The 26,407-nt window shown below is 73.6% G+C and carries 21 protein-coding genes; 13 read left to right on the plus strand and 8 right to left on the minus strand.

The features are described from left to right. Positions 1–32 precede the first annotated feature (32 nt). The 7 genes from ACFWP2_RS12420 to ACFWP2_RS12450 all read left to right on the plus strand — a co-directional run bounded on the left by ACFWP2_RS12420 (position 33) and on the right by ACFWP2_RS12450 (position 6,791). Positions 33–1,277 (plus strand): MFS transporter, encoded by a 1,245-nt coding sequence (locus tag ACFWP2_RS12420; RefSeq protein ID WP_380450329.1) that lies wholly within the window; start codon positions 33–35, stop codon positions 1,275–1,277. Positions 1,278–1,432: 155 nt separating this feature from the next. Next, the gene (locus ACFWP2_RS12425; protein ID WP_380450330.1) at positions 1,433–2,203 is read left to right on the plus strand and encodes a dienelactone hydrolase family protein; all 771 of its coding nucleotides are present in this window, start codon (positions 1,433–1,435) and stop codon (positions 2,201–2,203) included. 91 nt (positions 2,204–2,294) lie between these two features. Continuing rightward, positions 2,295–3,011 carry a TVP38/TMEM64 family protein gene (locus tag ACFWP2_RS12430; RefSeq protein WP_380450331.1) on the plus strand — a complete coding sequence of 239 codons (717 nt, stop codon included), beginning with the start codon at positions 2,295–2,297 and terminating at the stop codon, positions 3,009–3,011. Between the two features lie 96 nt (positions 3,012–3,107). Beyond that, complete coding sequence (locus tag ACFWP2_RS12435; RefSeq protein ID WP_380450332.1) at positions 3,108–3,623, plus strand: DinB family protein; 516 nt, start codon at positions 3,108–3,110, stop codon at positions 3,621–3,623. 295 nt (positions 3,624–3,918) lie between these two features. Beyond that, positions 3,919–4,311: a cell division protein SepF gene (locus ACFWP2_RS12440; protein ID WP_380450333.1), complete on the plus strand. Its 393-nt coding sequence runs from the start codon at positions 3,919–3,921 to the stop codon at positions 4,309–4,311. Positions 4,312–4,492: 181 nt separating this feature from the next. Beyond that, positions 4,493–5,146 carry a TetR/AcrR family transcriptional regulator gene (locus ACFWP2_RS12445; protein ID WP_380450334.1) on the plus strand — a complete coding sequence of 218 codons (654 nt, stop codon included), beginning with the start codon at positions 4,493–4,495 and terminating at the stop codon, positions 5,144–5,146. 73 nt (positions 5,147–5,219) lie between these two features. Then, a complete protein-coding gene (locus ACFWP2_RS12450) occupies positions 5,220–6,791 on the plus strand; it encodes an MFS transporter (RefSeq protein WP_380450335.1) in 1,572 nt (523 codons plus the stop codon). 89 nt (positions 6,792–6,880) lie between these two features. On the opposite strand, the gene ACFWP2_RS12455 is transcribed toward ACFWP2_RS12450, so the two are convergent. The 8 genes from ACFWP2_RS12455 to ACFWP2_RS12490 all read right to left on the minus strand — a co-directional run bounded on the left by ACFWP2_RS12455 (position 6,881) and on the right by ACFWP2_RS12490 (position 19,840). Further along, positions 6,881–9,358, minus strand: coding sequence for a SpoIIE family protein phosphatase (locus ACFWP2_RS12455; RefSeq protein ID WP_380450336.1), 2,478 nt, complete (start codon positions 9,356–9,358; stop codon positions 6,881–6,883). A 148-nt stretch (positions 9,359–9,506) separates the two neighbouring features. After that, complete coding sequence (locus tag ACFWP2_RS12460) at positions 9,507–10,127, minus strand: TetR/AcrR family transcriptional regulator (RefSeq protein WP_380450337.1); 621 nt, start codon at positions 10,125–10,127, stop codon at positions 9,507–9,509. Between the two features lie 113 nt (positions 10,128–10,240). Beyond that, positions 10,241–11,839: a 4-coumarate--CoA ligase family protein gene (locus tag ACFWP2_RS12465; RefSeq protein WP_380450338.1), complete on the minus strand. Its 1,599-nt coding sequence runs from the start codon at positions 11,837–11,839 to the stop codon at positions 10,241–10,243. 546 nt (positions 11,840–12,385) lie between these two features. Further along, the gene (locus tag ACFWP2_RS12470; RefSeq protein WP_380450339.1) at positions 12,386–13,558 is read right to left on the minus strand and encodes an acyl-CoA dehydrogenase family protein; all 1,173 of its coding nucleotides are present in this window, start codon (positions 13,556–13,558) and stop codon (positions 12,386–12,388) included. Positions 13,559–13,570: 12 nt separating this feature from the next. After that, entirely contained in the window at positions 13,571–15,517 is a 1,947-nt protein-coding gene (locus ACFWP2_RS12475) for a biotin carboxylase N-terminal domain-containing protein (protein WP_380450340.1), read from the minus strand. A 163-nt stretch (positions 15,518–15,680) separates the two neighbouring features. Next, positions 15,681–17,279, minus strand: coding sequence for an acyl-CoA carboxylase subunit beta (locus ACFWP2_RS12480; protein WP_380450341.1), 1,599 nt, complete (start codon positions 17,277–17,279; stop codon positions 15,681–15,683). Then, the gene (locus ACFWP2_RS12485) at positions 17,276–19,000 is read right to left on the minus strand and encodes an acyclic terpene utilization AtuA family protein (RefSeq protein WP_380450342.1); all 1,725 of its coding nucleotides are present in this window, start codon (positions 18,998–19,000) and stop codon (positions 17,276–17,278) included. Before ACFWP2_RS12485 ends, ACFWP2_RS12480 begins: the two co-directional genes overlap by 4 nt. A gap of 228 nt (positions 19,001–19,228) precedes the next feature. Continuing rightward, positions 19,229–19,840 carry a TetR/AcrR family transcriptional regulator gene (locus ACFWP2_RS12490; protein WP_380450343.1) on the minus strand — a complete coding sequence of 204 codons (612 nt, stop codon included), beginning with the start codon at positions 19,838–19,840 and terminating at the stop codon, positions 19,229–19,231. A 238-nt stretch (positions 19,841–20,078) separates the two neighbouring features. On the opposite strand from ACFWP2_RS12490, the gene ACFWP2_RS12495 reads away from it, so the two are divergent. The 6 genes from ACFWP2_RS12495 to ACFWP2_RS12520 are packed head-to-tail and all read left to right on the plus strand — an operon-like array spanning position 20,079 to position 26,366. Further along, positions 20,079–21,326, plus strand: a complete 1,248-nt coding sequence (locus tag ACFWP2_RS12495; protein WP_380450344.1) for a sedoheptulose 7-phosphate cyclase — start codon at positions 20,079–20,081, stop codon at positions 21,324–21,326. After that, the gene (locus ACFWP2_RS12500) at positions 21,323–22,459 is read left to right on the plus strand and encodes a 3-oxoacyl-ACP synthase III family protein (protein WP_380450345.1); all 1,137 of its coding nucleotides are present in this window, start codon (positions 21,323–21,325) and stop codon (positions 22,457–22,459) included. Before ACFWP2_RS12495 ends, ACFWP2_RS12500 begins: the two co-directional genes overlap by 4 nt. Further along, positions 22,456–23,670, plus strand: coding sequence for an MFS transporter (locus ACFWP2_RS12505; RefSeq protein WP_380450346.1), 1,215 nt, complete (start codon positions 22,456–22,458; stop codon positions 23,668–23,670). The genes ACFWP2_RS12500 and ACFWP2_RS12505 overlap by 4 nt, the downstream gene beginning before the upstream one ends. Next, positions 23,670–24,662 (plus strand): zinc-binding dehydrogenase, encoded by a 993-nt coding sequence (locus tag ACFWP2_RS12510; RefSeq protein ID WP_380450347.1) that lies wholly within the window; start codon positions 23,670–23,672, stop codon positions 24,660–24,662. The genes ACFWP2_RS12505 and ACFWP2_RS12510 overlap by 1 nt, the downstream gene beginning before the upstream one ends. Continuing rightward, complete coding sequence (locus ACFWP2_RS12515) at positions 24,655–25,470, plus strand: SDR family oxidoreductase (RefSeq protein ID WP_380450348.1); 816 nt, start codon at positions 24,655–24,657, stop codon at positions 25,468–25,470. The genes ACFWP2_RS12510 and ACFWP2_RS12515 overlap by 8 nt, the downstream gene beginning before the upstream one ends. Further along, complete coding sequence (locus tag ACFWP2_RS12520; RefSeq protein ID WP_380450349.1) at positions 25,467–26,366, plus strand: NADP-dependent oxidoreductase; 900 nt, start codon at positions 25,467–25,469, stop codon at positions 26,364–26,366. The genes ACFWP2_RS12515 and ACFWP2_RS12520 overlap by 4 nt, the downstream gene beginning before the upstream one ends. The last annotated feature ends 41 nt before the right edge of the window (positions 26,367–26,407 follow it).

Raw genomic sequence — 26,407 nt, forward strand, 5'->3', positions numbered from 1 at the left:
CCCTCACCGCGCGACCGGGAGGGAACAACCCCATGAGCGGGACCACCGCACCACCACCGCCGGAGCCGCTGACCGCACCGCGCCGGGCCCGGGCGAGCATCGCGCTGGTCTTCGGCGTGCACGGGGCCGTCACCGGCAGCTTCGTCACCCGCATCCCCTGGATCCAGCACCACCTCGACCTCTCGGCCGGCCAGCTCGGCCTGGCCCTGGTCATGCCCGCCGTCGGCTCCTCCCTCGCCATGCCGCTGGCCGGCCGCTTCGTGCACCGCTACGGCGGCCGGGCCGCGGTGCGCGGGCTGATCTCGCTCTGGTGCCTGGCCCTCGCCCTGCCCGCACTCGCCCCCTCGCTGCCGGCACTGTGCGCGGCGCTGCTGGTGTACGGCGCCACGGCCGGGATGGCGGACGTCGCGATGAACGCCCAGGGCGTGGAGATCGAGGAGCGGCTCGGCCGCTCGATCATGTCCGGCCTGCACGGGATGTGGAGCGCGGGCGGCCTGCTGGCCTCCCCCTTCGGCATCCTCGCCGCCCACCTGGACCTCGACGCCCGCATCCAGCTGGCCGTCACCGCGCTGATCCTGCTCGCGCTCGCCCAGCCCGTCTGCCGCGGCCTGCCCGACATCCGGGCGCACGAGGGCGCGGAGGAGCCGCCGCGCTTCGCACTGCCGCCGCGCAGCTCGCTGGTGATCGGACTGGTCGGCTTCTGCGCGGTCTTCGCCGAGGGCGCCTCGATGGACTGGAGCGGCGTCTACCTGCGGGACGTCACCGGAGCCTCCGCCACCGTCGCCGCCGCCTCGTACACCGCCTTCTCGCTCACCATGGCCGTCAGCCGGCTCGCCGGGGACGCGGCGATCCGCCGCCTCGGCGCCGTGCGCGCCACCCGCATCGGCGGCGCCGTCGCCACCGCCGGCGGCCTGCTGGTGGTCGCCGCGGACAGCCCGGCGCTGGCCATCCCCGGCTTCGCCCTGATCGGCGTCGGCATCGCGGTGATCGTCCCGCTCGCCTTCGCCGCGGCCGGCCGGATCGGCACCAACCCCAGCCAGGCCATCGCGGGCGTCGCCACCGTCACCTACACCTCCGGCCTGATCGCCCCCGCGGTCATCGGCACCCTCGCCCAGGCCACCTCGCTGACCGTCTCCTTCGGCCTGGTCACCGCGCTCGCCTTCGCCCTGCTGCTGAGCGCCGGGGCCCTGCGGCTGGCCGAACGGAATTCCGGCGGCGAAAACGTGACCGCGATGTCACCGGAAAAGCCTTCCGGAAAAGATCTCTCCGCGATATGATGGTGAATTCCTGAGGGAATTTCCCGCTAAGGTCTCGAACCGCCGGGCGCACTCCGCGCCCGGCGGTTTTCGCACTCTTGGCGCTTTCGCGCTCTTCATGCTCTCAGCGCTTTCGTGCTCTTCGTGCTCTTCGTGATCCGCGAGAGGGATTCCCCGTGTGCTACGACCCGGACGCCGCCCCGCCCGCCTTCGGCCCCGCCCCGTGGGCCCTGGCCGAGGCCGCCCCACTCACCCTGACCTCGGCTGACGGCACCCGGTTCGGCGCCTTCCTGGCCCGGCCGGAGATCGCCACCGGAGCCGGGGTGCTCGTCCTGCCGGACAACAAGGGCCTCTCCCCGTTCTACCGCCAGACCGCCGCCCGGCTCGCCGAACAGGGCCATCCGGCCCTCGTCCTCGACTATTACGGCCGCACCGCCGGAGCCGTCCCGGAAAAGCGCCCGGCGGAATTCGGCGAACTGCCGAACCTGCTCCCCCACCTGCTCGCGCTCACCCCCGAAGGGCTGGACGCCGACATCACCGCCGCGGTGGAGCGGCTGCGCGCCGTCGGGCCGGCCGAGGTCGTCGCGCTCGGCTTCTGCTTCGGCGGCCGGCAGGCCTTCCGCACCGCAGCACCGCGCTTCGGCCTGGCCGGCGCCATCGGCTACTACGGCTACCCGGACACCCTCAACGGCGCCCCGGGGCCCACCCAGCTCGCCGGGGAGCTGACCGCCCCGATCCTCGCCTTCTGGGGCGGCGCCGACGAGCACATCCCGGCCGACACCGTCGAGGCCTTCGACGCGGCGCTCACCACGGCCGGCTGCCCGCACGAGTTCGTCCGCTATCCGGGGGCACCGCACAACTTCTTCGAGCTCGCCGCCGTCGAACACGCCGACGCGGCCCGGGACTCGTGGCAGCGCCTGCTGGGATTCCTCGCCCGACCGAGCTGAACCCCTCCCCCGGACATCGACCGAGGGCCGGGTCGAGGCGCGGGCGGGGCCGGGGCGAGGGCGGGCCCGGGGCGCGGGTTAGGCTCGGGCGGTGTTCGAGCCCGATGCCGTTCCCGCGCCGCCCGTCGTGCCGCAGGCGCCCGCCGCCGCACCGCGTTCCCCGTGGTGGCGGTTCGCCCTGCTGGTGGTGGTGCTCGCGGCGGCGGCCGGGTCGCTGCTGCTGTGGAGCCCGACGGAGCTGCTGTCCGGCGGGCTGGCGGACCGGATGCCGGGGTACTGGTTCGGCCCGCTGTTCGCGCTGGTCTACGCGGTGGGGACGCTCGCCTTCGTGCCCCGGCCGGCGCTGAACGCGGTGGCCGGGCTGCTGCTCGGCATCCAGCAGGGCGTGCTGCTGGCGGTGCTCGGCACCACCGTGGGCGCGGCCCTGGCCTTCGGGCTCGGCCGGGGCCTCGGCCGCGAGGCGCTGCGCCCGTACCTGCGCGGCAAGGTGCTCGGGGCGCTGGACCGGCGGTTCACCGAGCAGGGCTTCCGCAGCGTGCTGGTGCTGCGGCTGCTGCCGGGCATGCCGTTCCAGGCGGCCAACTACGGCGCCGCCTTCTCCGGGGTCCGCTTCCTGCCGTTCGTGCTGGCCACCGCGATCGGCGTGGTGCCGACCACCGCGGTGTACGTCACGGCGGCGGCCAGCGCGGGCCGGCCGGGCTCGGCGGCCTTCCTGCTGTCGGCGGGGGTGATCGCCCTGCTGGTGCTGGGCAGCGTGGTGGGCCTCTGGCGGACGGCCCGGTCCCACCGCCGGGCGACGGCCGGCTGAGCGGCCCCGCGGGGCCCACTCCACAGGGCCCGTTCCAGAGGGCCCGGGAGCAAAATCGTTCGCGTCCCCGCGCCGCCGGACGCCAGGATGGCGCGCATGACCGAAGCGAACCAGCGGGTGGACCCGCCGATGACGGCCGACGAGGCCGCCACCCTGACCGCCTTCCTCGACTACCACCGCCGCACCCTCGCCCTCAAGACCGAGGGTCTGACCGACGACCAGCTGCGGCTGCGGTCCGTCCCGCCGTCGAACCTCTCGCTGCTGGGCCTGGTCCGGCACATGGCCGAGGTGGAGCGGTACTGGTTCCAGTCCGTCCTGCTCGGCGGGGAGCTCACCTCGGGGCACTTCTGGACCGAGGAGAACGAGGACGCCGACTTCGACGACGTCGACACCGCCGACGTCGCGGCCGACTTCGCCGTCTGGCGGGCCGAGGTCGAGGCCGCCCGCGGTGCCGCCGACGGTCTGCCGCTGGACACCGTCGGCAAGAACCCTCGCCGCGGCGAGCCGGTGACGCTGCGCTGGATCCTCACCCACATGATCGAGGAGTACGCGCGACACAACGGCCACGCGGATCTTCTGCGCGAATTGATCGACGGTTCGACCGGCGAGTGACGAGGCGGGTGACGCGACGGGTGAAATCGTTTCCGCATTGTTGACAGAAGGTCAATTACGCCGTGACCGCGACCGATAAGGTCAACGCGCGCAACCGTACGGTGGCCGCGCCGCGTCACTGGATGTGCCCGGGTTCGCCCGGGTTTCCGGCGCGGCACGACTCGTACGGGGGTTGCGAGCGGGCACGGGACCGGTGAACAGTGCGATACTCGGACAGTTCCGACGAGTGGATGACGTGTCAAGAACGGCACGCGCCCCGGGGGGACCAGGACGGGACGAGGCAGGGAGGCGCGGCATGGGAGCACTTCGCGACGAGCACCACAACGGGTGGCTGATGCCCTCGGGGAACTACCCGGCCGCGGTGTACGACGACGAGTGGGTGGATCAGGAGACGGTTCCGGCCGTCCCCGCGCCCGCGAAGATCGTCTCCCTGCGGCCGACGGGCTTCGAGGCGGCCCGGACGGTCGGTGAGCACATCCGGGCGAGCATCCCGGTGGTCATGGACCTCACCGAGATGGAGGAGCCCGAGGCCAAGCGCATGGTCGACTTCGCCTCCGGGCTGATCTTCGGCACCCGGGGCGGCATCGAGCGGATCGCCCGACGGGTCTTCCTGCTCACCCCGGCCGACGTCGAGGTCATGGTGATCGACCGCCCGATGGACGACACCGGCTTCTACAACCAGAGCTGAGGCCCTGGCCGGTCCGCCGCCGCTGTCCCGCGGCGGCCGGAGCCGGCGGGCACCCCGGACCGGGGACGGTACACCACCGTCCCCGGTTTTTTGCTGCCCGCCCACCGAGACTTCACGCCTCAGATGAGAGCTCGAACAAAAGAATGAGACATCCATGTCTCACATGAACTAGACTCGGCTCATGGCCACCGACCGCGACACCGTCCTGGAAGCCGCCGTCGGCGTGCTCTCCCGCCGCCCAAGCGCCCACCTCGACGAGATCGCGCGCGCCGCCGGCATCAGCCGCGCCACCCTGCACCGGATCTTCCCGGGGCGCGACGCGCTGATCCGCGAGGTCGGCCTGCTCGGGCTGCGCCGCTTCGCCGCCGCGCTGGACACCGCCGAGGTCGAGCAGGGCGACGCCGAGGCCGCACTGCGCCGCCTGGTGGACGCCTCCGTCCCGGACGCCATGCTCTGCGCCTTCCTGGCCGGTGAGAACCAGCTCTACGAGCACGACGACATCAACGACCTCTGGGAGGTCCAGATCGCCCGGCTGCACACGCTCTTCCTGCGCGGTCAGCAGCAGGGCGTGTTCCGCATCGAGCTGAGCGCCGCCTGGCTGAGCGAGGCCTTCTTCGACCTGGTGGCCGGCGTCGGCTGGTCCATCCAGGACGGGCGGCTCGCCCCGCGCGACGCCGCCTTCTCGCTCACCGAGCTGTTCCTCGGCGGCGCGCTGCGCAGACCGGACGTCCGCACCGCCGCGCCCACCGACGGCACCACCGCCGCCGGCACCACCACCCTCAGCACCACCACCCCCAGCACCTCCGCCCACAGGCCGGATACCGATAAGCCATGAACGAGCGAAGCGAGCGAATCATCAAAAGGCGCGCGTTGTGCGAAGCGCCCGCCGAGCGAAGCGAGGTGGGCGCATGAGTACCCTGACCGCCCGCCAGCGCTGGACCGGCCTCGCCGTCCTCGTCCTGGCCGTGACCGTGGTCGCCCTGGACGCGACCGTCCTCTCCCTCGCCATCCCGTCGATCAGCGAGACGCTGAGCCCCAGCGGCACCCAGCTGCTCTGGATCGGCGACGCCTACTCCTTCGTGCTGGCCGGCCTGCTGGTCAGCATGGGTGCCCTGAGCGACCGGATCGGCCGCAAGAAGCTGCTGCTGGCCGGGTCCGCCGCCTTCGGCGCCGCCTCGCTGCTGGCCGCCTACGCGCCGAGCGCCGGCTGGCTGATCCTGGCCCGCGCGCTGCTCGGCGTGGCCGGGGCGACGATCATGCCCTCCACGCTCTCGCTGATCCGCAGCCTCTTCCCGGACGACCGGGAGCGGGCCACCGCGATCGGCATCTGGGGCGCGGCCGCCACCGCCGGCGCCGCCCTCGGGCCGGTGCTCGGCGGGGTGCTGCTGGAGCACTTCTGGTGGGGTTCGGTGTTCCTGATGAACATCCCGGTGGTGATCCTGCTGCTGGTGTCCGGCGCCTGGCTGCTGCCGGAGTCCAAGGACCCGAAGCCGGGCCGCTGGGACGTGCTGAGCGTGCTGCTGTCGATGGCCGGCGTGATCGGCGTGGTGTACGCGATCAAGGAGGCCGCCGCGCACGGCGTGGACCGCTGGGACGTGCCGGTCGCCTTCGTGCTGGGCGCCGCCGCGCTGTTCCTCTTCGTACGCCGCCAGCTGCGGCTGGAGACCCCGCTGCTCGACGTCCGGCTGTTCCGCGACCGGCGGTTCACGGCGGCCGTCTCGGCCTCGCTGATCTCCCTGGTCGGGCTCTCCGGTGTGATCTTCGTGGTCTCGCAGTACCTCCAGCTGGTCCGCGGCTACCAGCCGCTCCAGGCGGGCCTGGCCGAGCTGCCGGCGTTCGCGGGCTCGGTGGCCGGCGGTCTGCTGACCGCCGTGATCGCCCGGCGCTTCGGCGCCCGCAAGGCGCTGACGGCCTGTCTGCTGGCGATGGGGCTGGGCGTGGCCGTGCTGGGCTGGCTGTCGCAGGACACCACCTACCTGCTGCTGGCCGCCTCCTTCCTGCTGGTCGGGACGGCCGAGGGCGTGGTCTACACGCTCGGCGCCGACCTGGTGCTGCGCGCCGCGCCCGCCGACAAGGCCGGGGCCGCCTCGGCGGTCTCGGAGACAGCGTACGAGCTGGGCACCGCGCTCGGCATCGCGCTGGTGGGATCGGTGGTCGGCTCGATCTACGTGAGCGGGCTGGCGGTTCCGGCCGGGACGGACCCGGCGGCCGCCGCCCGGGCCGGCGAATCGCTGGGCGCGGCCGTCGAGACGGCGCACGGCCTGTCGCCGGAGCTCGCCCAGCCGCTGCTGGCGAGCGCCCGGGAGTCCTTCGTCCACGGCATGAACAGCGCCGGACTGCTGGCCGCCGCGCTGCTGGTCGGTGCGGCCGTGATGGCCTGGCGGCTGCTGCGCGGGCTGTCCGGGCCCGCGGGCGCGACGGGCGGCGGTCCGCGGGACGCGGTCGAGGTACCGGCCGCGCAGCCGAGGGTCGACGCGTAGCAGACGCGCGCGAAGGAGCGGGAGAAGTACCCGAGAACGGCCGTTTCCCCCGGGGGAACGGCCGTTCTCGTCCGCGGAACGGCCGTTCCCTACGAGACCCCGAAGGGCATTTCCAGCTCCGCCCAGACCACCTTGCCGTCCCTCGTCAGCCGGCTGCCCCAGCGCTGGGCCAGCTCGCTGACCAGGACCATCCCGCGTCCGCCCTCGTCCTGCTCGGCGAAGGGGCGCAGCTGGGGGGTCTGGCCGCCGGCGTCGGAGACCTCCACGGTGAGCACCCGGTCGCGGAACAGCCGCAGCCGGCGCGGGGCGTCGGCGTGCAGCAGGGCGTTCGTGACCAGCTCGCTGACCAGCAGTTCGGCGTAGTCGGTGAGCGCCGAAAGGCCCCAGGTCTCCAGGGTGGCGCGGGTGAAGCGGCGGGCCTTGCCGGGCAGCCGGCCGCCGCCGGACAGCGGCAGGGTGGCGATCCGGTCGGCGGGCAGCGGCAGCACCCGAGCCATGATCATCGCGATGTCGTCCTCGGTGCCGTCGGTGACCAGCGCCCCGAGGACGGCGTCGCAGCTCTCCTCCAGGGTCCGGCCGGGGCCGGAGAGGGTGCGGGCGAGCAGGTCGATCCCGGCGTCCAGGTCCTGGCCGCGCCGCTCGACCAGTCCGTCGGTGTAGAGCGCGACCATGCCGCCCTCGGGGATGGTGAACTCGATCGACTCGAAGGCCACCCCGCCGACGCCCAGCGGGACCCCGGGCGGCACGTCCACCCGGGCGGCGGTGCCGTCGGGGGCGACCCGGACCGGCGGCAGGTGCCCGGCCGAGGCGATCTGGACGGTGCGCTCCAGCGGGTCGTACACCGCGCAGACGCAGGTGGCGAACTGGCCCTCGCCGATTCCCGTGGCGGTCTCGTCCAGCCGGGTGAGGACCTGCTCGGGCGGCATGTCGAGGGTGGCGAGGGTCCGGGCGACGGTGCGCAGCTGGCCCATGGTGGCGGCGGCCCGGATGCCGTGGCCCATCACGTCGCCGACCACCAGGGCGACCCGCCCGCAGGACAGCGGCACCACGTCGAACCAGTCGCCGCCGACCTCGCTGACCACGCTGCTGGGCAGGTAGCGGTAGGCGATCTCCAGGCCGAGGGTGCGGTGCACCTCCTGGGGCAGCAGGCTGCGCTGGAGGGTGAGCGCGGTCTCCCGCTCGCGGCGGTAGAGCCGGGCGTTGTCGAGCGCCAGCGCGGTGCGGGCGACGAGTTCCTCGGCGAGGGCGACGTCGGCGGCGGTGAACGGCTCGGGGTTGCGCATCCGGATGAACTCGGAGCCGCCGAGCACCATGCCCCGGGCGGTGATCGGCACCATCAGGTACGAGTGGATGCCCGCCGCCATCCCGGGGGCCACCCGGTCCTCGCTGGAGACCAGTCCGCGCAGCACCTCCTCGTCCACGCGGGCGCGCAGCAGCGGCTTCCCGCTGCGCAGGCACTGGGTGTAGCTGCGGTCGGGGGTGTACTCGGAGGTCTCGCCGACCACGTCCACGGCGTGCGCGAGGCCGCTCTCGTAGGACTCCCCGACGGCGACGGCACGCAGGGTGACGTTCCGGTCGGAGGGGATCGGGGTGGGCTCGGCGCCGCGCAGCACCGGCTCCAGCAGGTCGACGGTGGCGAAGTCGGCGAACCGGGGGACGACGGCCTCGATCAGTTCCTCGGCGGTGCGCTGGAGGTCGAGGGTGGTGCCGATCCGGGCGGTGGCCTCGGCGATGGTGGTGAGCCGTTCCTGGGCGCGGGCGGCGCGGGCCTCGGCCTGGAAGCGCTCGGTGACGTCGATGATCGAGGAGCAGACCCCGAAGATCCGGCCGGTGGAGTCCTCCAGCCGGAAGTAGGAGGCGGACCAGGCGTGGTCCCGCTTGGGGTCGCCGGGGACCCTTCCGTGCGAGCGGGCGTCCACCACGGGTTTGCCGGTCTTCAGCACCTGGCGCATGATCTGCTCGATCTCGGTGCTGTTGATGCCGGGCAGGACGGCGGATATCCGGCGGCCGAGGTGGGCGGCGACCGGCACCCCGTTCATCCGGGCCAGCGCCTCGTTGATCCGGATGTAGCGCAGTTCGGTGTCGTAGACGGCCATGCCGATCGGCGAGCGGGCGAAGATGCCGTCCAGCACCGCGAGGTCGGCCTCGACGGCATGCAGGGCGCGGGTGTCGGAGGCGGTGGCGAGCAGCAGCAGGGTGCCGCCCGGGCCGGCGATCGGGTAGGTGCGGAACTCCAGGTCGATCTTGTGGCCGTCGCGGTGGCGCACCGGGAACACGCCGGACCAGCCGGTGCCGCTCATGATCCGCTGGAAGAGGCCGAGCACCTCGGAGCGGTCGGACTCGTCGGTGAGCAGCTGGGCGGCGTAGCTGCCGACGGCCTCCTCGGCGGAGTAGCCGAGCAGGGCCTCGGCGTCCTCGCTCCAGTGCAGGATCAGTCCGTCGTCCTGGAGCAGCGCCGTCGCGAGCGGGACGAGCCGGTGGCCTTCGGGGTGCGCGCCCTCGGGACGTCCGAGATTACCGCCCGGTGCCGGGGCGGCGTCGGTCGCGTCCCACTCGTGTCCGTGCATGATCAGGCAGCACCCCGGTTCGGCTCGTGCCCGGCCGGGTGGGCCTCGCGGTCCGTGCCGGCCGGGGTTCTTCTCCAGACTGCACGGACATCGGCCGCCCGGCGACCCCTTGGTCAGGGGGCGTCCGGCCGCTCCGGTTGTACGGGCGTCATGGGCGTACCGGCCGCAGCGTACTCTCCAGAACGCCCGCCCACTGCCGGATCACTCCGGAACGTCGGTGGCTGTCGTCGGTGAGGAGGTTGGCGAGGCCCAGTCCGCGGGCGAGGTCCAGCGTGGCCTGCACGGATTCGCGCACCCCGGGGCGGCTCTCGTCGGCGCCGAGGAACTCCACGGCGGCCCGGTGGGCCTCCCGGCCGACGTGGCCCTCCAGGGCGATGATCCGTTCACGCAGCGCCTCCTCGGTGGCGGCGGCGGTCCACAGGTGCAGGGCGGCGCGGAACAGCGGGCCGGTGTAGAGGCGCACGATCATGTCGACCACGGCCCGGGTGCGGTCGGGTCCGGCGGCCGGCAGTTCGTCCGCGTGGGCGCGGACGGCTGCCAGTCGCTCGGCGGTGACGTGCTCGACGGCCGCGGTGAAGAGGTCCTCGCGGGTCGGGAAGTGGTGCTGGGCCGCGCCGCGGGAGACGCCGGCCCGTTCGGCGACGACGGTGACGGTGGAGCCGTGCCAGCCGAGCTCGGCCAGGCATTCCACGGCCGCCGCGAGCAGCCGGGCCCTGGTGGCTCGGCTGCGGTCCTGCTGCGGGGTGCGGGCGGCGGGGTGGCTGGTCATGGCGGCGGGCGGTTCCTGTTCGGATCGGGGCGCGGCGGGTCCCGGTCGGGGCGCGGCAGGAAGATCCTCACAGACGGGCGCCGGTCTTCGGCCGCCGGGGCGGGCCCGGGCGGTCAGCGGACGGCGGCGCGCCCGGCCTCGCGGGCACGCAGTTCGCGGCGGAGGATCTTGCCGGCCGCGGACTTGGGGACGGCGTCCACGAACTCCACCACGCGGACCTTCTTGTAGGGGGCGACCTGCCGGGCGACGTACCCGGTGACCTCCTCCTCGGTCAGGGTGCTGCCCGGGGCTCGGACGACGAAGGCCTTGGGGCACTCGGTGCCCTCGGCGTCCGTGATCCCGATGACGGCGGCGTCGGTGATCTGCGGGTGGCCGAGCAGGACGGCCTCCAGTTCGGCGGGGGCGACCTGGTAGCCCTTGTACTTGATCAGTTCCTTGACCCGGTCGACGATGTGCAGGTAGCCGCGCTCGTCCACGAAGCCGACGTCGCCGGTGTGCAGCCAGCCGTCGGCGTCGACCACCGCGGCGGTCTCGGAGGGGCGGCCGAGGTAGCCCTTCATCACCTGCGGGCCGCGGATGAGCAGCTCGCCGCGTTCGCCGGGGCCGAGGTCGCCGTCGGAGCCGTCCAGGGCGGAGATCCGCAGCTCGGTGGAGGGGACCATCCGGCCGACCGAGCCGGGCGAGGGGTCGCCCTCGCGGGGCGAGACGACGTGGGTGACCGGGGAGAGCTCGGTCATGCCGTAGCCCTGGAGCAGGTGCGGCAGACCCAGGCGCCGGGCGCAGGCGTGGGCGAGTTCGTGGTCCAGCGGGGCGGCGGCGCACAGCAGGTACTCGACGGAGGAGAGGTCGTACCGGTCCACGATCGGGTGCCGGGCGAGCGCGAGGGCGATCGGCGGGGCCACCACCAGGGCCTGCACCCGGTGTTCCTGGACGGTGCGGCAGAACTGCTCCAGGTCGAAGCGGGGCAGCACGACCACGGTGGCGCCGCAGCGCAGCGGCTGGTTGAGCAGCGCGGCCTGCCCGTAGATGTGGAAGAACGGCAGGACGGCGAGCACCCGTTCGCCCTCGGCGGGGCGGTAGAGGGCGTCGCACTGGGCGAGGTTGGTGGCGATCGAGCGGTGGGTGAGCATCACGCCCTTGGGCAGGCCGGTGGTGCCGCTGGAGTAGGGCAGCACGGCGATGTCCTCGCCCGGGTCGATGGCGACGTCGGGGGCGGGGCCGGTGGCGGCCAGCAGGTCGGCGAGCGAGCGGTGGCCCTCGGCGCCGTCCAGGACGAGGATCTCGGCCAGCGGGCGGCCCTGTTCGGAGAGGAGTTCGGCGGCCGCACGGGCGGTCGGCAGGAAGGCGGAGACGGTGACCAGCCAGCGGGCGCCGCTGTCGCTCAGCTGGCCGGCCAGGTCGGTGGGCGTGGCGAAGGAGGAGACCGTGGTGACGGTGGCGCCGGCCCTGGTCACGCCGAAGTAGGCCATCGGGTAGGCGGTCGAGTTGGGGCTGAAGAGGGCGACGACGTCACCGTGGCGCACGCCTGTCTCGGCCAGCCCGGCGGCCACCCGCTCGACGGCGGCGGCGAGTTGGGCGTAGCTGGTGCTCTCGCCGGTGACGCCGTCGATCAGGGCCGGGCGGTCGCCGTGCCGCGCCGCGGCGCCGAGCACCGCCTCGTGGATCGGCAGATCGACCTCGGAGACGTCGGGGAACTCGCTTCGGAACACCAAGGTGAGCCTCCAGTAAGGAAGTTGACGTAGCAACAAAACCGGCGAGCAGTTCCGTGCGGGGCGCGTTCAGGAGCATACGGACAGTCGGGGGTCTGGCTCGGCCATTGTGGGGAACCCGCGATGGACCGTTCGTGGCGCGGTCGCTCCCAGGGGTCGCCCGACCGGACGATCGACCAGCAGCCGCCCACCGGCAGCGCGACCGTACTGGCCGGGGCGATCGCGATCACCGACGGCACCGCTGCGACGGGTGTGTCCTCCCTTCCGGACGGGCACGACAAACTCGAATGGATGTTCCGGGGGCGGAAGGGCTTGGCGGAGCAAGGACTTCGGGGCCTCCCGCGGCGCGGCCTTCGGCGGCGTGCTCGCGGTCGGCCGCGCCGAACGGCCGCGGCGGCCCGGCGGTGCACCACCCGCCCGGACCGCCGCGCCCCGCGACTCCGGCCGCACCCGGCCACGGCCGCTCACCCCGCGGCGGCGGAGACCACCGCCGCACCGGCTACCAGCACCGCACCGCCGTTTTCGCACACCCGAGCGCGGTCGCGTTCATCAGTACGACTTCGGCAGCCCGAGGGTGTGCTGCGCCACGTAGTTGAGCACCATCTCCCGGCTGACCGGCGCGACCCGGCCGACCCGGGTGGCGGCCAGCAGCGCGCCCAGCCCGTACTCCTGGGTCAGGCCGTTGCCGCCGAGGGTCTGCACCGCCTGGTCGACGGTCCGGGCGGCGGCCTCCCCGGCCGCGTACTTGGCCATGTTGGCGGCCTCCCCGGCGGCGAGGTCCTCGCCCGCGTCGTAGAGCAGCCCGGCCTTCTGGGTCATCAGCCGGGCCAGCTCGATCTCCACCGCGCACTGGGCCAGCGGGTGGGCCAGGCCCTGGTGGGCGCCGATCGGGGTGGACCAGACCGTGCGGGTCTTCGCGTACTCCACCGCCTTGCCGAGCGCCTGGCGGGCGAGGCCGAGCGAGAAGGCCGCGGTGAGGATGCGCTCGGGGTTGAGGCCGGCGAACAGCTGGAGCAGTCCCGCGTTCTCGTCGCCCACCAGGGCGTCCGCGGGCAGCCGGACGTCGTCCAGGAAGACCTGGAACTGCTTCTCCGGGGCGACGAGCTCCATCGGTATCGCCCGGAACTCGAAGCCGGGGGTCTCGCGCGGGACGACGAACAGGCAGGGCTTCAGCTTGCCGGTGCGGGCGTCCTCGGTGCGGGCCACGAACAGCACCGCGTCGCAGTGGTCGATGCCGGAGACGAAGACCTTGCGGCCGGTCAGCAGCCAGTCCTCGCCATCCCGGCGGGCCACGGTGGAGATCCGGTGCGCGTTGGAGCCGGCGTCCGGTTCGGTGATGCCGAAGGCCATCCTGCGGCTGCCGTCGGCCAGGCCGGGCAGCCAGCGGGTCTTCTGCTCCTCGGTGCCGTAGCGGGCGATCACGGTGCCGCAGATCGCCGGGGAGACGATGAGCAGCAGCAACGGGCAGCCGGCGGTGCCGAGTTCCTCCAGGACGATGGCGAGGTCGGTGATGCCGCCGCCCCCTCCGCCGTACTCGGCGGGCAGGTTGACGCCGAGGTAGCCGGCCTTGCCGGCCTCCGCCCACAGTTCGTCGGCGGGTTCGCCGGCCCGGGCCTTGGCGAGGTAGTAGGAGGAGCCGTAGCGGCGGCCGAGGTCGCCGACGGCCCGGCGCAGGGCCTGGCGTTCGGGGGTCTCCAGGAGCTGACTGCCGATGGTGGACATGCGGGTCCTTCCTCAGGCTTCGATGGGCTGGACGACGGCCAGCAGGGTGCCGGTTTCGACCTGTCGGCCGGGGGTGGCGCGCAGTTCGACAAGGGTGCCGTCGGACGGGGCGGCGACGCGGTGCTCCATCTTCATCGCCTCCAGCACCAGCAGCGGCTGGCCGGCGGTGACGGTGTCCCCGACGGCGGCGACGACCCGGACGACGGTGCCGGGCATCGGGGCGAGCAGCGCGCCGGGATCGGTGCGGACGGCGGGGTCGGGGAAGCGCGGCAGGGCGGTGAGCGCGGTGCCGCCGTCCGGGGTGTCGACGTGCACCCGGTCGCCGTGGCGGGTGACGCGGTAGGTGCGCCGCAGCCCGTCCTCGGACAGCACCACCCGGTCCGGCGCGGCCTCGACGAGCTTGACGCCCACATGGTCCTCGGCCAGCAGGCCGATGCGGGTGAACTGGTAGCGGACGGCCGACTCGGTGCCGTCCTCGGCCCGGTAGCGCTTGAGCTGCGGCTGGGAGGGCAGGTTGCGCCAGCCGGAGGGCAGGGCGCCGCGGCGGCCTGCGGCGTCGGCGAGCGCCGCGGCCAGGGCGGCGCGCTCGACGCCCTTGGTGTCCGGGGCGGTGAGTTCGGCCGTGTGCTCGGCCAGGAAACCGGTGTGCAGGTCCGCGGCCAGGAAGGCCGGGTGGCGCAGCGCGCGCACCAGCAGGTCCCGGTTGGTGGCCGGGCCGTGGACCCGGGCGCGGGCGAGCGCGTCGGCGAGCCGGCGGGCGGCGGCCGCGCGGGTGGGCGCCCAGGCGATCACCTTGGCGAGCATCGCGTCGTAGTGCGGGGTGATCTCGCTGCCGGCCTCCACCCCGGAGTCCAGCCGCAGTCCGGCGCCGGCGCCGGTGCTCGTGCCGCTGCCGGTGAACTCCTGGTGCGGGAGCGTGAGTTCGAGCCGGTGCAGGGTTCCGGTCGCGGGCTGCCAGTCCTTGGCCGGGTCCTCGGCGTAGAGCCGGGCCTCGATCGCGTGGCCGACCGGGGCCGGCGGCTCGGGCGGCAGCGGCTCCCCCTCGGCGACGGCGAGCTGCAGCGCCACCAGGTCCAGGCCGGTGACGGCCTCGGTGACCGGGTGTTCGACCTGAAGCCGGGTGTTCATCTCCAGGAAGTAGAAGCGGCCGTCCTCGGCGAGCAGGAACTCGGCGGTGCCGGCGCCGGTGTAGCCGATCGCCCCGGCCGCGTCGCGGGCCGCCGCGTGCAGTGCGGCACGGACCTCGGCGGGCAGGCCGGGGGCCGGGGCCTCCTCGATCACCTTCTGGTGCCGACGCTGCAGCGAGCAGTCGCGGTCGCCGACCGCCCAGACGGTGCCGTGGGCGTCGGCCAGCAGCTGGACCTCGACGTGCCGACCGGTGGGCAGGTAGCGCTCGCAGAACACCTCGTCCGAGCCGAAGGCCTTGGCCGCCTCGGCCCGGGCGGCCGCCAGCTCGCCGGGGAGCTCCGCCAGGCTCCGGACGACCCGCATGCCGCGCCCGCCGCCGCCGGCCGCGGCCTTGACCAGCAGCGGCAGGTCGGCCTCGGTGGGCTCGGCGAGCGCGCCGAGCACCGGCACCCCGGCCTCGGCCATCAGGCGCTTGGCGGCGGTCTTGGAACCCATCGCGGCGATCGCGGCCGGCGGCGGGCCGACCCAGAGCAGGCCCGCGTCCAGCACGGCCTGCGCGAACTCCGCGCTCTCGGAGAGGAATCCGTAGCCGGGGTGGACGGCGTCGGCCCCGGCGGCGAGCGCGGCCCGGACGATCAGGTCGGCGCGCAGGTAGGTGTCGGCGGGCGCGGCGCCGGGCAGCCGGACGGCGGCGTCGGCCTCGCGCACGTGCGGGGCGCCGGCGTCCGGGTCGGAGTGGACGGCGGTGGTCGCGATGCCGAGCTCCCGGCAGGTGTGGAACACCCGGCGGGCGATCTCGCCCCGGTTGGCGACCAGCAGGTTGGTGATCATTGTCTCGGGAGTCCTTTGCAGCGGAGGTCCTTCACACCGGGGCCTTTGCACGGCGGCCTTTGTACGGGCGGCCCTTGCACGGGCGGCCCTTGCACGGGCGGCCCTTGCACGGGCGGCCCTTGCACGGGCGGCCCTTGCGCGGCGGCCCTTGCGCGGGCGGCCTTCACAGCCGGAAGACGCCGTAGCCCCGCGCGCCCTCGACCGGCGCGTTGTGGATCGCGGACAGGCACAGCCCGAGCACCGTACGGGTGTCGCGCGGGTCGATCACGCCGTCGTCGTAGAGCCGGCCGGAGAGGAACACCGGCAGCGACTCGGCCTCGATCTGCTGCTCGACCATCGCCCGGATGGCCGCGTCCGCGTCCTCGTCGTACGGCTGCCCCTTCGCCGCGGCGGACTGCCGGGCGACGATCGACAGCACTCCGGCGAGCTGCTGCGGGCCCATCACCGCGGACTTGGCGCTCGGCCAGGCGAACAGGAAGCGCGGCTCGAAGGCCCGGCCGCACATGCCGTAGTGGCCGGCCCCGTAGGAGGCGCCCATCAGGACGGACAGGTGCGGGACCTTCGAGTTGGCGACCGCGTTGATCATCATCGCGCCGTGCTTGATGATGCCGCCCTGCTCGTAGTCCTTGCCGACCATGTAGCCGGTGGTGTTGTGCAGGAAGAGCAGCGGGGTGTTCCGCTGATTGGCCAACTGGATGAACTGGGCGGCCTTCTGGGACTCCTGGCTGAACAGCACGCCCTGGGCGTTGGCCAGGATGCCGACCGGGTAGCCGTGCAGGCGGGCCCAGCCGGTGGCCAGGCTGGTGCCGTAGAGCGGCTTGAACTCGTCGAAGTCGGAGCCGTCGACGATCCGGGCGATCACCTCGCGCGGGTCGAAGGGCACCTTGAGGTCGCCGGGGACGATGCCGAGCAGTTCCTCCTCGTCGTACTTCGGCGGCTCGGCGAACCGGTCCGGGTCGGGGCCCGGCTTGCGGTGGTCGAGCCGGGCGACGATCCGGCGGGCGATCCGCAGCGCGTCCGCCTCGTCCACCGCGAAGTGGTCGGCCAGGCCGGAGACTCGGGCGTGCATCTCGGCGCCGCCCAGCGACTCGTCGTCGGCCTCCTCGCCGGTGGCCATCTTCACCAGCGGCGGGCCGCCGAGGAACACCTTGGCGCGCTCCTTGACCAGCACGGTGTGGTCGGACATGCCCGGCACGTAGGCGCCGCCGGCCGTCGAGTTGCCGAACACCACGGCCACGGTGGGGATTCCGGCGGCGGACAGCCGGGTGAGGTCGCGGAAGAGGGCACCGCCGGGGATGAAGATCTCCTTCTGGCTCGGCAGGTCGGCGCCGCCGGACTCCACCAGGTTGACCAGCGGGAGGCGGTTGTTCAGCGCGATCTCGTTGGCCCGCAGGGCCTTTCGGAGGGTCCAGGGGTTGCTGGCGCCGCCGCGCACCGTCGGGTCGTTGGCGGTGATCACGCACTCCACGCCCTCGATCGTGCCGATGCCGGTGACCAGCGCCGCGCCCACCGGGTAGTCGCTCCCCCAGGCGGCCAGCGGGGACAGCTCCAGGAACGGGGAGTCCTCGTCGACCAGCAGCTCGATCCGCTCGCGGGCCAGCAGCTTGCCGCGCCCGTGGTGGCGCTCCACGTACTTGGGACCGCCGCCGTCCAGGGCCTTTTCGTAATCGGCGTCGAGTGCGGTGAGCCGGGCGACCATCGCGGCCCGGTGCTCGGCGTAGTCGGGCCCGGCCGGGTCGACACGGGTGGTCAGGACGGTCACAGCGCGGCCTCCGGGGCGTCCAGGAGCAGGGTCGGGATGTCGAGGTGGCGGGAGCGCAGCCACTCCCCGAGGGCCTTGGCCTGCGGGTCGAAGCGGTGCCGGGCGGCGACGCCCTCGCCGAGCAGGCCGGTGAGGGTGAAGTTGACCGCGCGCAGGTTCGGCAGCACATGCCGGGTGACGGGCAACTCGGCGGCCTCGGGCAGCAGTTCGCGCAGCCGCTCGACGGTGAGGGCGTGCGCCAGCCAGCGCCAGCCGTCCTCGGTGCGGGCCCAGACGCCGAGGTTGGCGTCCCCGCCCTTGTCGCCGCTGCGGGCGCCGGCCACCAGCCCGAGCGGCGCCCGCCGGGTGGGGCCGGCCGGCAGCGGCCGGGGCAACTCGCCCTCCACCGGGCGGGCCTGGGCGGTGACGGGCGCCGGCGGCACGGCGATCCGGCGGCCGTCCGGCAGGACGGCGGTGTGCTCGACGGCCTTCGCGTCGACGTGCGCGGCGCTGAACACGCCGTACGGCGCGCCCGGTCCGGGCGGCGCGGTGAGGTGGAAGCCGGGGTACCCGGCGAGGCCCAACTCGACGGCGGCCTTGCCTAGTTCGCGTCCGACCTTGGCCGGGTCCGGGTCGCGGGCGGCCAGCCGCAGCAGGGCGGAGGCGGCCTCCTCGGTCGGGGCGTCCGGGTCGTCGGTGCGGGCCAGGGTCCAGCGCAGTTCGGCGGGGCGGGCCTCGGGCGGCAGGGCGTCGGCGAACTGCCGCCGCACCAGGTCGGCCTTGGCCTCGATGTCCAGGCCGGTGAGGACGAACACCACCTCGTTGAGGTGGCCGCCGAGCCGGTTGAGGCCCGCCTTCAGGGTGGGCGGCGGGGCCTCGCCGCGCACGCCGTCGATCCGGACCCGGTCCGGGCCCTCCCCGGTGAGCCGCACGGTGTCCAGCCGGGCCGTGACGTCCGGGCCGAGGTAGTGCGATCCACCGGTCTCGTACAGGAGTTGGGCGGTGACGGTACCGGTGGTGACCGCGCCGCCGGTGCCCGGGTGCTTGGTGATCACGCTGGAGCCGTCGGCGCGCAGTTCGGCGATCGGGAAGCCGGGCCGGGTGACGTCGTGCTCCCGGAAGAAGGCGTAGTTGCCGCCGGTCGCCTGGGCGCCGCACTCCAGGACGTGCCCGGCCACCACGGCGCCGGCCAGGGCGTCCAGGTCCTCGTGGGTCCAGCCGAAGCGGGCGATGGCGGGGCCGACGACCAGCGCCGCGTCCGTCACCCGACCGGTCACCACCACATCGGCGCCACCCGTCAGGCAGGCCGCGACACCGAACCCGCCGAGGTAGGCATTGGCCGCCAACAGCCCGCCCGGCAGGCCGAGTTCGGAGCGACGCGGCAGCAGGTCGTCCCCCTCGACATGGGCGACGGCCGCCTCGACCCCGAGCCGGCCGGCCAGCGCCCGCAGCTCCTCGGCGAGCCGGGCCGGATTGAGGCCGCCCGCGTTGACCACGATCTTCACGTCGCGCTCCCGGGCCAGCCCGAGGCACTCCTCCATCTGGCGCAGGAACGTCCGGGCGTAGCCCAGCGACGGATCCCTCAGCCGGTCCCGGGCGAGGATCAGCATGGTCAGCTCGGCCAGGTAGTCCCCGGTGAGCACGTCCAGCGGCCCATCGGTGAGCATCTCCCGCACCGCGTCGAAGCGGTCCCCGTAGAACCCCGAAGCGTTGCCGATCCGCAGTACCGTGCCGTCGTGCACCAATGCGCCTCCCCTGCCGGTGAGTTGGGCGCACCCACGAACGGGTACCGCCGGGCAGCAGCGTGGCACCGCCGCAAGAAAAAAGCAATCATGCTTGCTTGTTTTTCACCGAACAGGCCGGCGAGCAGCGGTCCGCTCCCGCTTCCGTGGCTGGTCAGGGCCCCGTACCGGATCGACGGATCCGGTACGGGACCCTGCCCGTTGGTGTCTCCGGGGGGAGGCGTCGGGTCAGGTCTCGCCCAGCAGGACGCGCACGGAGTCCCAGGCCATCCCCGCCACCGTCCGCAGCGTGGCGACCGTCGCGCCGTCCCGCGCCCGGTGGGACATGCCCTGGACGACCGCCCCGAGGAACTCGGCGACCCCGCGCGCGTCGAGGCCGGCCGGCAGGAAGCCCGCCTCGACGTCGGCCCCGATCCGGGCCTCCAGCCGGTCGATGTTGGCGTTGCGCACCTCGCGGAGGCGGTCGGCGACCTCCTGGCCGGCGTCGGAGACCCGGGTGGCGGAGCTGATGATCAGACAGCCGCCGGGGCAGTCGACGTGGGCGTAGGCGTCGGCCGCCTCGTACAGCAGGCGGCGGATCAGCACGGAGGCGCGCTCCTCCTCCTCGAAGACGCGCTGCATGAAGCCGCCCCAGCCGTTGTTGTAGTGCTCGACGACGGCGAGGAACAGGCCCTCCTTGCTACCGAAGGCGGCGTAGAGGCTGGGGGCGCCGATCCCCATCTCCTTGGTGAGGGCGGAGACCGACGTGCCGTCGTAACCGTGCCGCCAGAAGACGAACATGGCTTTTTCCAGGATGTCTTCGAGATCGAACTTGCGGCCCTGGCCGCGTACACCTGCCATCGATGCTCCCATGTCGTCGGTGGCGCGCTCGGTCGAAAGGCGCGCGCCGAAGGACGGCTTCACACCAGTGAAACATGATATTCATGTAGTGAGCGCTACACGAATGCTAGTATCGCCAAGCCGATGACACGAACCGTCACGCCCACAAGGCTTGACGTTCCGTCATATCACCAGGCGGCGCGGCGAACAGCCGACCGTTGGCCGCGTCGCACCACTCCCCGACCACCGAGGACCGCACATGCATGCCATCGCTCCCTTCACCGAGGGTCTGACCCGCCGCCGCTCCACCGCCCCGTCCTGGACGGTGGAGGCGATCAAACAGGTCCGATACCACATCGTCGAGGCCTCGGGATTATTCGAGCCCGACAGCACCCTGCTGCTCTCCGGCTGCGCCGACGCCCCGTTACGGTCCGGTGACCGACGGCTCGTCGTGATCGACTCCGCCGTGCAGGAGCTCCACGGGGAGCGGATCGCACACTACTTCGACCACCACGGCATCGCCGCCACCCTCCTGCCCGTCCGCGCGGACGAGAGCGTCAAGCGCTGGAACGCGGTCACGGACGTGGTCGACGCGATGAACGACTTCGGCATCGACCGCCGGCGCGAGCCGGTGATCGCGATCGGCGGCGGCGTCCTGCTCGACGTCGTCGGACTCGCCGCCAGCCTCTACCGGCGCGGCACCCCCTACGTACGGATACCCACCACGCTGGTGGGCCTGGTCGACGCCGGGGTCGGCGTGAAGACCGGGGTCAACTACGAACACGGCAAGAACCGACTCGGCACCTACGCGCCGCCGGTCGCGACCTTCGTGGACCGCTCCTTCCTGAGCACCCTCGACGCCCGCCACCTCTCCAACGGCCTGGCCGAGATCCTCAAGATGGCGCTGATCAAGTCGGCCGAACTCTTCGACCTCCTCGAGGACTTCGGGCCGCAGCTGATCGAGGACCGCTTCCAGGGCAGCACGCCGGCCCTGGAGACCGCGGCCCGCCAGGTGGTCTCCGAGGCCATCCACCTGATGCTGGAGGAGCTGCAGCCCAACCTGTGGGAGCAGACCCTGGAACGCTGCGTCGACTACGGGCACACCTTCAGCCCCACCGTCGAGATGGAGGCGCTGCCGGAGCTGCTGCACGGCGAGGCGGTCGCCATCGACATGGCGCTCACCACCGTGATGGGCCGGATGCGCGGCGACGTCACCAAGCACCAGGCCGAGCGCGTCCTGGGCCTGATGGGCCGGCTCCGACTGCCCCTGTGGACCGAGGTCCTGGCCCGCCCCGGCATCCTGGACGGCGCCCTCGCCGACACCGTGCGCCACCGCGACGGACAGCAGCGACTGCCCCTTCCGGTCGGCATCGGGCACCACCGCTTCGTCAACGACGTCACCCCCGAGGAACTGGGCATCGCGCTCAAGGAGCTCGACGCCGCACGGCGGGCCGGTGCCGGACTCCGGGCGGCCACCGGACTCGTCGGGGCCGGTGAGGCGGCGTGAAGTGGGACAACCTCTACATCGAGGGCTTCGCCTCCTACCTGCCCGAGGAGCGTGAGTCCGCCGCCGAGATGGTGGCGGCCGGACGGTACGACGAGATCGAGCACCAGAAGACCGCGCAGGTGTCGGTCGTGGTGGCCCGCCCCGAACGCGGCGAGACCGCCCCCGAGATGGCCGTGACCGCCGGGCGCGCCGCCCTCGCGGACGCCGGCGCCGACCCCGAGGACATCGACCTCCTGGTCCACGCGGTGGTCCTGCACAACGGGCTGGAGGCCTGGAACTGCGGCGCCTACCTGCAGGGCGAACTCGGCATCACCGACTGCATCCCGATCGAGATACGCACCGCCTGCGCGGGCGCCGTCGTCGGGATGGAACTCGTCGGCCGCTGGTGCGCGGGCTCCGGCAAGGGCATGGTCACCGCCTCCGACGCGTGGCAGCTGCCGCTCTTCGACCGCTGGGCCTCCGACAGCGGAGTGGTCTACGGCGACGGCGCGGGCGCCCTGGTCCTCGGCCACGACGGCGGCCCCTTCCGGGTCCTGTCCACCTCCGTGGTCAGCGACCCGCTGCTGGAGCGGATGCACCGGGGCGACGACCCGATGACGATGCCGCAGTACGCCTCCGACACCCCCCTGAACCTGCCCCAGCGGGTCTCCGTCTTCGTCGAGGACCGCGGCACCGAGGAGTTCTGGACCCGCAACGCCGCCGCGCTCTCGCGCTGCGCCGAGACCGCGCTCGCCGACGCCGGCGTGAGCCACTCCGACATCGCCCGCTGGCTGGTGCCGAACTTCGGCAAGGTCCTGCTGCGCAAGCAGTGCTTCGTCCCGCTGAAGATCGACGCCGAGCAGACGCTCGCCGAGCGCGGCTGGGAGATCGGGCACACCGGCGCCGCCGACCCGGTCATCGGGCTCGACCTGCTGCGCCGCTCCGGCACCCTCGTGCCGGGCGACCGGGTGCTGCTCACCGGGATAGGCGTCGGGTTCACCTGGGGCTGCGCGGTCGTGGAGTACACCGGCACCCCCGCGCGCACCGCCGAAGCACGCGCCACCGACACGGGCGCCACCGCGCACACCGCCGACACGGGCGCCACCGACGCACCCACCATCGAGAAGAACGACACGACGGGAGGTGTCCGTTGACCGACACCATCAGGACCGAGACCGCCGCACCCGCCCCCGCACCGGCGACGAAGGCCAACGCCGCGGTCTTATGGATGCTGCTCGCCGTCTTCGGCGTCGGCACGGTCGAGTACCTCGTGGCCGGCGTCCTGCCGGACATCGCGAGCGACGTCAAGGTGTCCGACGCCACCGCCGGCCTCCTGGTGACCGTCTACGCCGTCACCGTGATGATCGGCGGCCCGCTGCTCACCATCGTCACCACCCGGGTGCCGCGCACTCCGCTGATCATCGGCTCCATGGCGGTCTTCGTCGTCGGCACCCTCGGCACCGCACTGGCGAACAGCTTCCCGCTCCTGGTCGTCTTCCGGATCGTCACCGCGCTGCCGCACGCCACCTTCTTCGCCCTCTGCCTGGTGCTCGCCACCTCGCTGGTGCCGCCGGAGTTCCAGGGCCGGGTGATCGCCCGGGTCTCGCTCGGCCTGAACCTGGCCACCGTGCTCGGCGTTCCGCTCGGCACCCTGATCGGCGGCCAGTTCGGCTGGCGGACCTCCTTCGTGGTGGTCGCGGTGTTCCAGACCCTGGCGACCGTGGGGCTGGTGGCCGTCACCCGGCGCGCGCCGACCCGCCCGGCCGGGTCGATCTCCGCCGAACTCACCGTCTTCACCCGCCCCTCGGTGTGGGCGGCCCTCACCCTGACCGCGCTCGCCCAGGCCGCGCTGTTCGTCGTCTTCACCTACATCGCCCCCTTCCTGCGCGACTACACCGGCTTCTCGGCCGGCCACGTCACCGTGCTGCTCTTCGTCTTCGGCGTCGGCTCGGTGGCCGGCAACCAGCTCGGCGGACACTTCGCCGACCGCTCCATCGACCGCACCCTGCTCATCGCGCTCGGCGCGCTCGCCGTCTCGCTCGGCCTGCTCGCGCTCTTCGGCTCCAGCACCTGGTTCACCGCGCCCTGGCTGTTCGTCCTGGGCGCCGCGGGCTTCTCGATCATCCCGCCGCTGGCCTCCAAGCTGATCACCTCCGCGAGCGAGGCTCCCAACCTCGCGGCCACCGTCAACATCGCGGGCTTCCAGCTCGCCAACGCCGCCGGCGCCTGGATCGGCTCCCTCACCCTCTCCACCGGCGGATCGCTGGTCTCGCTGCCCATCGTCGGCGCGGGCCTCGCCCTGGCGGCCGTCCTCGCCCTCGTCGTGGGCACCCGCCGCTCCCGGGCCGTCGGCGGGGGGCGATGATGCGCGCCGCCGTCATCGACAAGCCGCACGCCGCGAGCCTGGTGGAGACCGAACGCCCGGAGGCCGGGCCGGGTGAGGTCCTGGTCAGGATCGCCTACGTCGGCCTCTGCGGCAGCGACCTGGAGATCCTGCACGGCACCTCCGCGTACCTCGTCGACGGGCGGGCCGCCTTCCCGCACCGCTTCGGCCACGAATGGGTCGGCACCGTCGAGGAGTTCGGCACCGGGGTCACCGGACTGCGCCGGGGCGAGGTGGTCACCGGATCGACCATGATCCCCTGTCAGTCCTGCCGCTCCTGCGCCTCCGGCCGCCGCAACCTCTGCACCGAACTGCGCGAGGTCGGCCTGTACGGCTGGACCGGCGCCGCCGCCGAGTACCTGGTGATGCCCCGCCACGCCCTGGTCCCCTTCGGTCCGGGCACGGAGCAGCCGCGTCCGGAGCACGTGCTGGTCGAGCCGCTGGTCACCGTCCTGGAGGCGGTCGACGCGGCCGACCCCCGGCCGGGAGACCGGATCCTGGTCATCGGCGCGGGCACCATGGGCAGCCTCGCCGCCGCCGTCCTCGCCCGCTTCCCGGTGACCCTCGACATCGCCGAACCCGGCACCGTCGGCCACCTGCCGCCCGGCAGCTACCGCGAGCGGTTCACCCGCACCGGCGAGGCCCCCACCGGCTACGACATCGTCGTGGAGTGCTCCGGCGCCCCCGGCACCCTCAACGCCGCGCTGGACCGGCTGCGCCCCGGCGGCCTGTGCCTGCTGGTCGGCGTCCCCGCGCAGACCGAGACCGTCGAACCCGGCCGGATCGCGCTCGACGGCATCCGCATCATCGGAGTCCGGCACGGCGTCGACCACTACGCCCGCGCCGTCGCGCTCGTCGACGAGGTCGGCGCCGGCCTGGTCGACCGGGTGGTGCCGCTCGCCGAGGTCGCCCACGCCTTCGAGGTGCTCCAACTCGGCCGCACCCGGCCCAAGGTGGTGCTGGGCGTTGGCTGACCTCCACACCGTCCTGATCACCGGCGCCAGCAGCGGCATCGGCCGGGCCGCCGCCCGGGCGCTCGCCCGCCCCGGCCACCGGCTGCTCCTCGGCTACGCCAGCGGCGAGGACCGGATCCGCCGGGTCGCCGAGGAGCTGCGGCGGACCACCGGCGCGGAGTGCGTCCCGGTCCGGGCCGACCTGCGCGAACCGCAGGCCGCCGTCGACAGCTGCCTGGCCGCCGTCGAGGAGGCCGGCCGCATCGACTGCCTGGTCAACAACGCCGGCGTCAACGACCGCAGCGCCGCCGACGCCCTCGACCTGAAGCGGGCGGACGAGGTGTTCTCCGTCAACACCCTCGCCCCGATGGCCCTCGCCTCCGCGGTGGGCCACCACATGATCCGCCACGGCGTCCGCGGCAGCATCGTCAACGTCACCTCCGTCCACGAGAGCGTGCCCATCACCGGCGGCGCGCTCTACTGCGCCAGCAAGGCCGCCCTGGGCATGATCACCAAGGTGCTCGCGCTGGAGTTCGGCCCGTACGGCATCAGGGTCAACTCCGTCGCCCCCGGTGAGACCGCCACCGCCATGAACGGCGTCCTCGACGAGGACACCTACCGGGAGATCTCCCGGCCGGACATCCCGCTGGGCCGCCCGGGCGGGGCCGAGGAGATCGGCTCGCTCATCGCCTACCTCGCCGGCCCGGGCGCCGGCTACGTCACCGGCGCCTCGGTCGTCGCCGACGGCGGACTCGTCCTGACCGCGGCGGAGGCCAACGCGCGCCACGCCTTCACCACCGTTCCTCCGAGGGAGAACCCACCGGTATGAAAGCCGTCACCTTCCACCACACCGGCGCCCCGGATGTCCTGACCCTCGGCGAGGTGCCCGAACTGCCCGTCGGGCCGCAGGACATCCGCGTCGTCGTCACCGCGGCCGCCGTCAACCCGGTCGACCTCAAGACCCGCTCCGGCTTCCTCACCCTGAACCTGACCTACCCGTCCGTTCCCGGCTGGGACGTCTCCGGCGTCGTCGCCGAGATCGGCGGCGAGGTCACCCGGTTCACCGTGGGCCAGCAGGTCGTGGGCATGGTCGCCCAGCCGGCCCACCGCTACGGCACCTACGCCGAACAGGTCGTCGCCGACGCGCGCCTGTTCGCCCCCGCCCCCGTCGGGGTGCCGCTGGAGGAGGCCGCCGCGCTCCCGCTCGCCGGGCTCACCGCCGTCCAGACCCTGGACAAGCTCACGCTGGCGCCCGGCGCGCCCGTGCTCGTCACCGGCGCCGCCGGCGCCGTCGGCCGGATCGCCGTCCAGCTGCTGCTCGCCGACGGACACTCCGTCGACGCCCTGGCCCGGGCCGGCGACGCCGAATCCCTGCGGGCCCTCGGCGTCGGCACCGTCCACACCCGGGCGCAGGACCTTCCCGCCGCCACCCACGCGGCCGTCGTCGACACCGCGGGCGTGGCCGCCGCGATCCGCGCGGTCGCCGACGGCGGCCAGTTCGTCGCCATCGACGACAACGACCAGCCGGCCCCCGAGCGCGGCATCACCCCCCGCAAGAGCTACGTCGACGAGAACGGCGACCAGCTCCGCACCCTGAGCGACCTGGTCAGCGCCGGCCGTCTCACGGTGCCGACCGGCCGCCGCTACCCGCTCGCCGACGCGGCCCGCGCCCACCAGGAGTTCGGCGCCGGCGGCCTGCGCGGCAAGGTCCTGCTCCTGCCGTGACCCACCCGCACCCGCACCCGGCACCGGCCCCGCTCCACGGA

The sequence above is a fragment of the Kitasatospora sp. NPDC058444 genome (assembly GCF_042721415.1).
In the GTDB taxonomy this organism is placed as follows: Bacteria; Actinomycetota; Actinomycetes; order Streptomycetales; family Streptomycetaceae; genus Kitasatospora.

Excerpts from the sequence above, each read along its gene's own strand:
- ACFWP2_RS12420 (WP_380450329.1), top strand. The coding sequence starts at position 33 with ATGAGCGGGACCACCGCACCACCACCGCCGGAGCCGCTGACCGCACCG.
- ACFWP2_RS12435 (WP_380450332.1), top strand. The coding sequence starts at position 3,108 with ATGACCGAAGCGAACCAGCGGGTGGACCCGCCGATGACGGCCGACGAG.
- ACFWP2_RS12440 (WP_380450333.1), top strand. The coding sequence starts at position 3,919 with ATGGGAGCACTTCGCGACGAGCACCACAACGGGTGGCTGATGCCCTCG.
- ACFWP2_RS12445 (WP_380450334.1), top strand. The coding sequence starts at position 4,493 with ATGGCCACCGACCGCGACACCGTCCTGGAAGCCGCCGTCGGCGTGCTC.
- ACFWP2_RS12450 (WP_380450335.1), top strand. The coding sequence starts at position 5,220 with ATGAGTACCCTGACCGCCCGCCAGCGCTGGACCGGCCTCGCCGTCCTC.
- ACFWP2_RS12455 (WP_380450336.1), bottom strand. The coding sequence starts at position 9,358 with ATGCACGGACACGAGTGGGACGCGACCGACGCCGCCCCGGCACCGGGC.
- ACFWP2_RS12460 (WP_380450337.1), bottom strand. The coding sequence starts at position 10,127 with ATGACCAGCCACCCCGCCGCCCGCACCCCGCAGCAGGACCGCAGCCGA.
- ACFWP2_RS12470 (WP_380450339.1), bottom strand. The coding sequence starts at position 13,558 with ATGTCCACCATCGGCAGTCAGCTCCTGGAGACCCCCGAACGCCAGGCC.
- ACFWP2_RS12475 (WP_380450340.1), bottom strand. The coding sequence starts at position 15,517 with ATGATCACCAACCTGCTGGTCGCCAACCGGGGCGAGATCGCCCGCCGG.
- ACFWP2_RS12490 (WP_380450343.1), bottom strand. The coding sequence starts at position 19,840 with ATGGCAGGTGTACGCGGCCAGGGCCGCAAGTTCGATCTCGAAGACATC.
- ACFWP2_RS12495 (WP_380450344.1), top strand. The coding sequence starts at position 20,079 with ATGCATGCCATCGCTCCCTTCACCGAGGGTCTGACCCGCCGCCGCTCC.
- ACFWP2_RS12510 (WP_380450347.1), top strand. The coding sequence starts at position 23,670 with ATGCGCGCCGCCGTCATCGACAAGCCGCACGCCGCGAGCCTGGTGGAG.
- ACFWP2_RS12520 (WP_380450349.1), top strand. The coding sequence starts at position 25,467 with ATGAAAGCCGTCACCTTCCACCACACCGGCGCCCCGGATGTCCTGACC.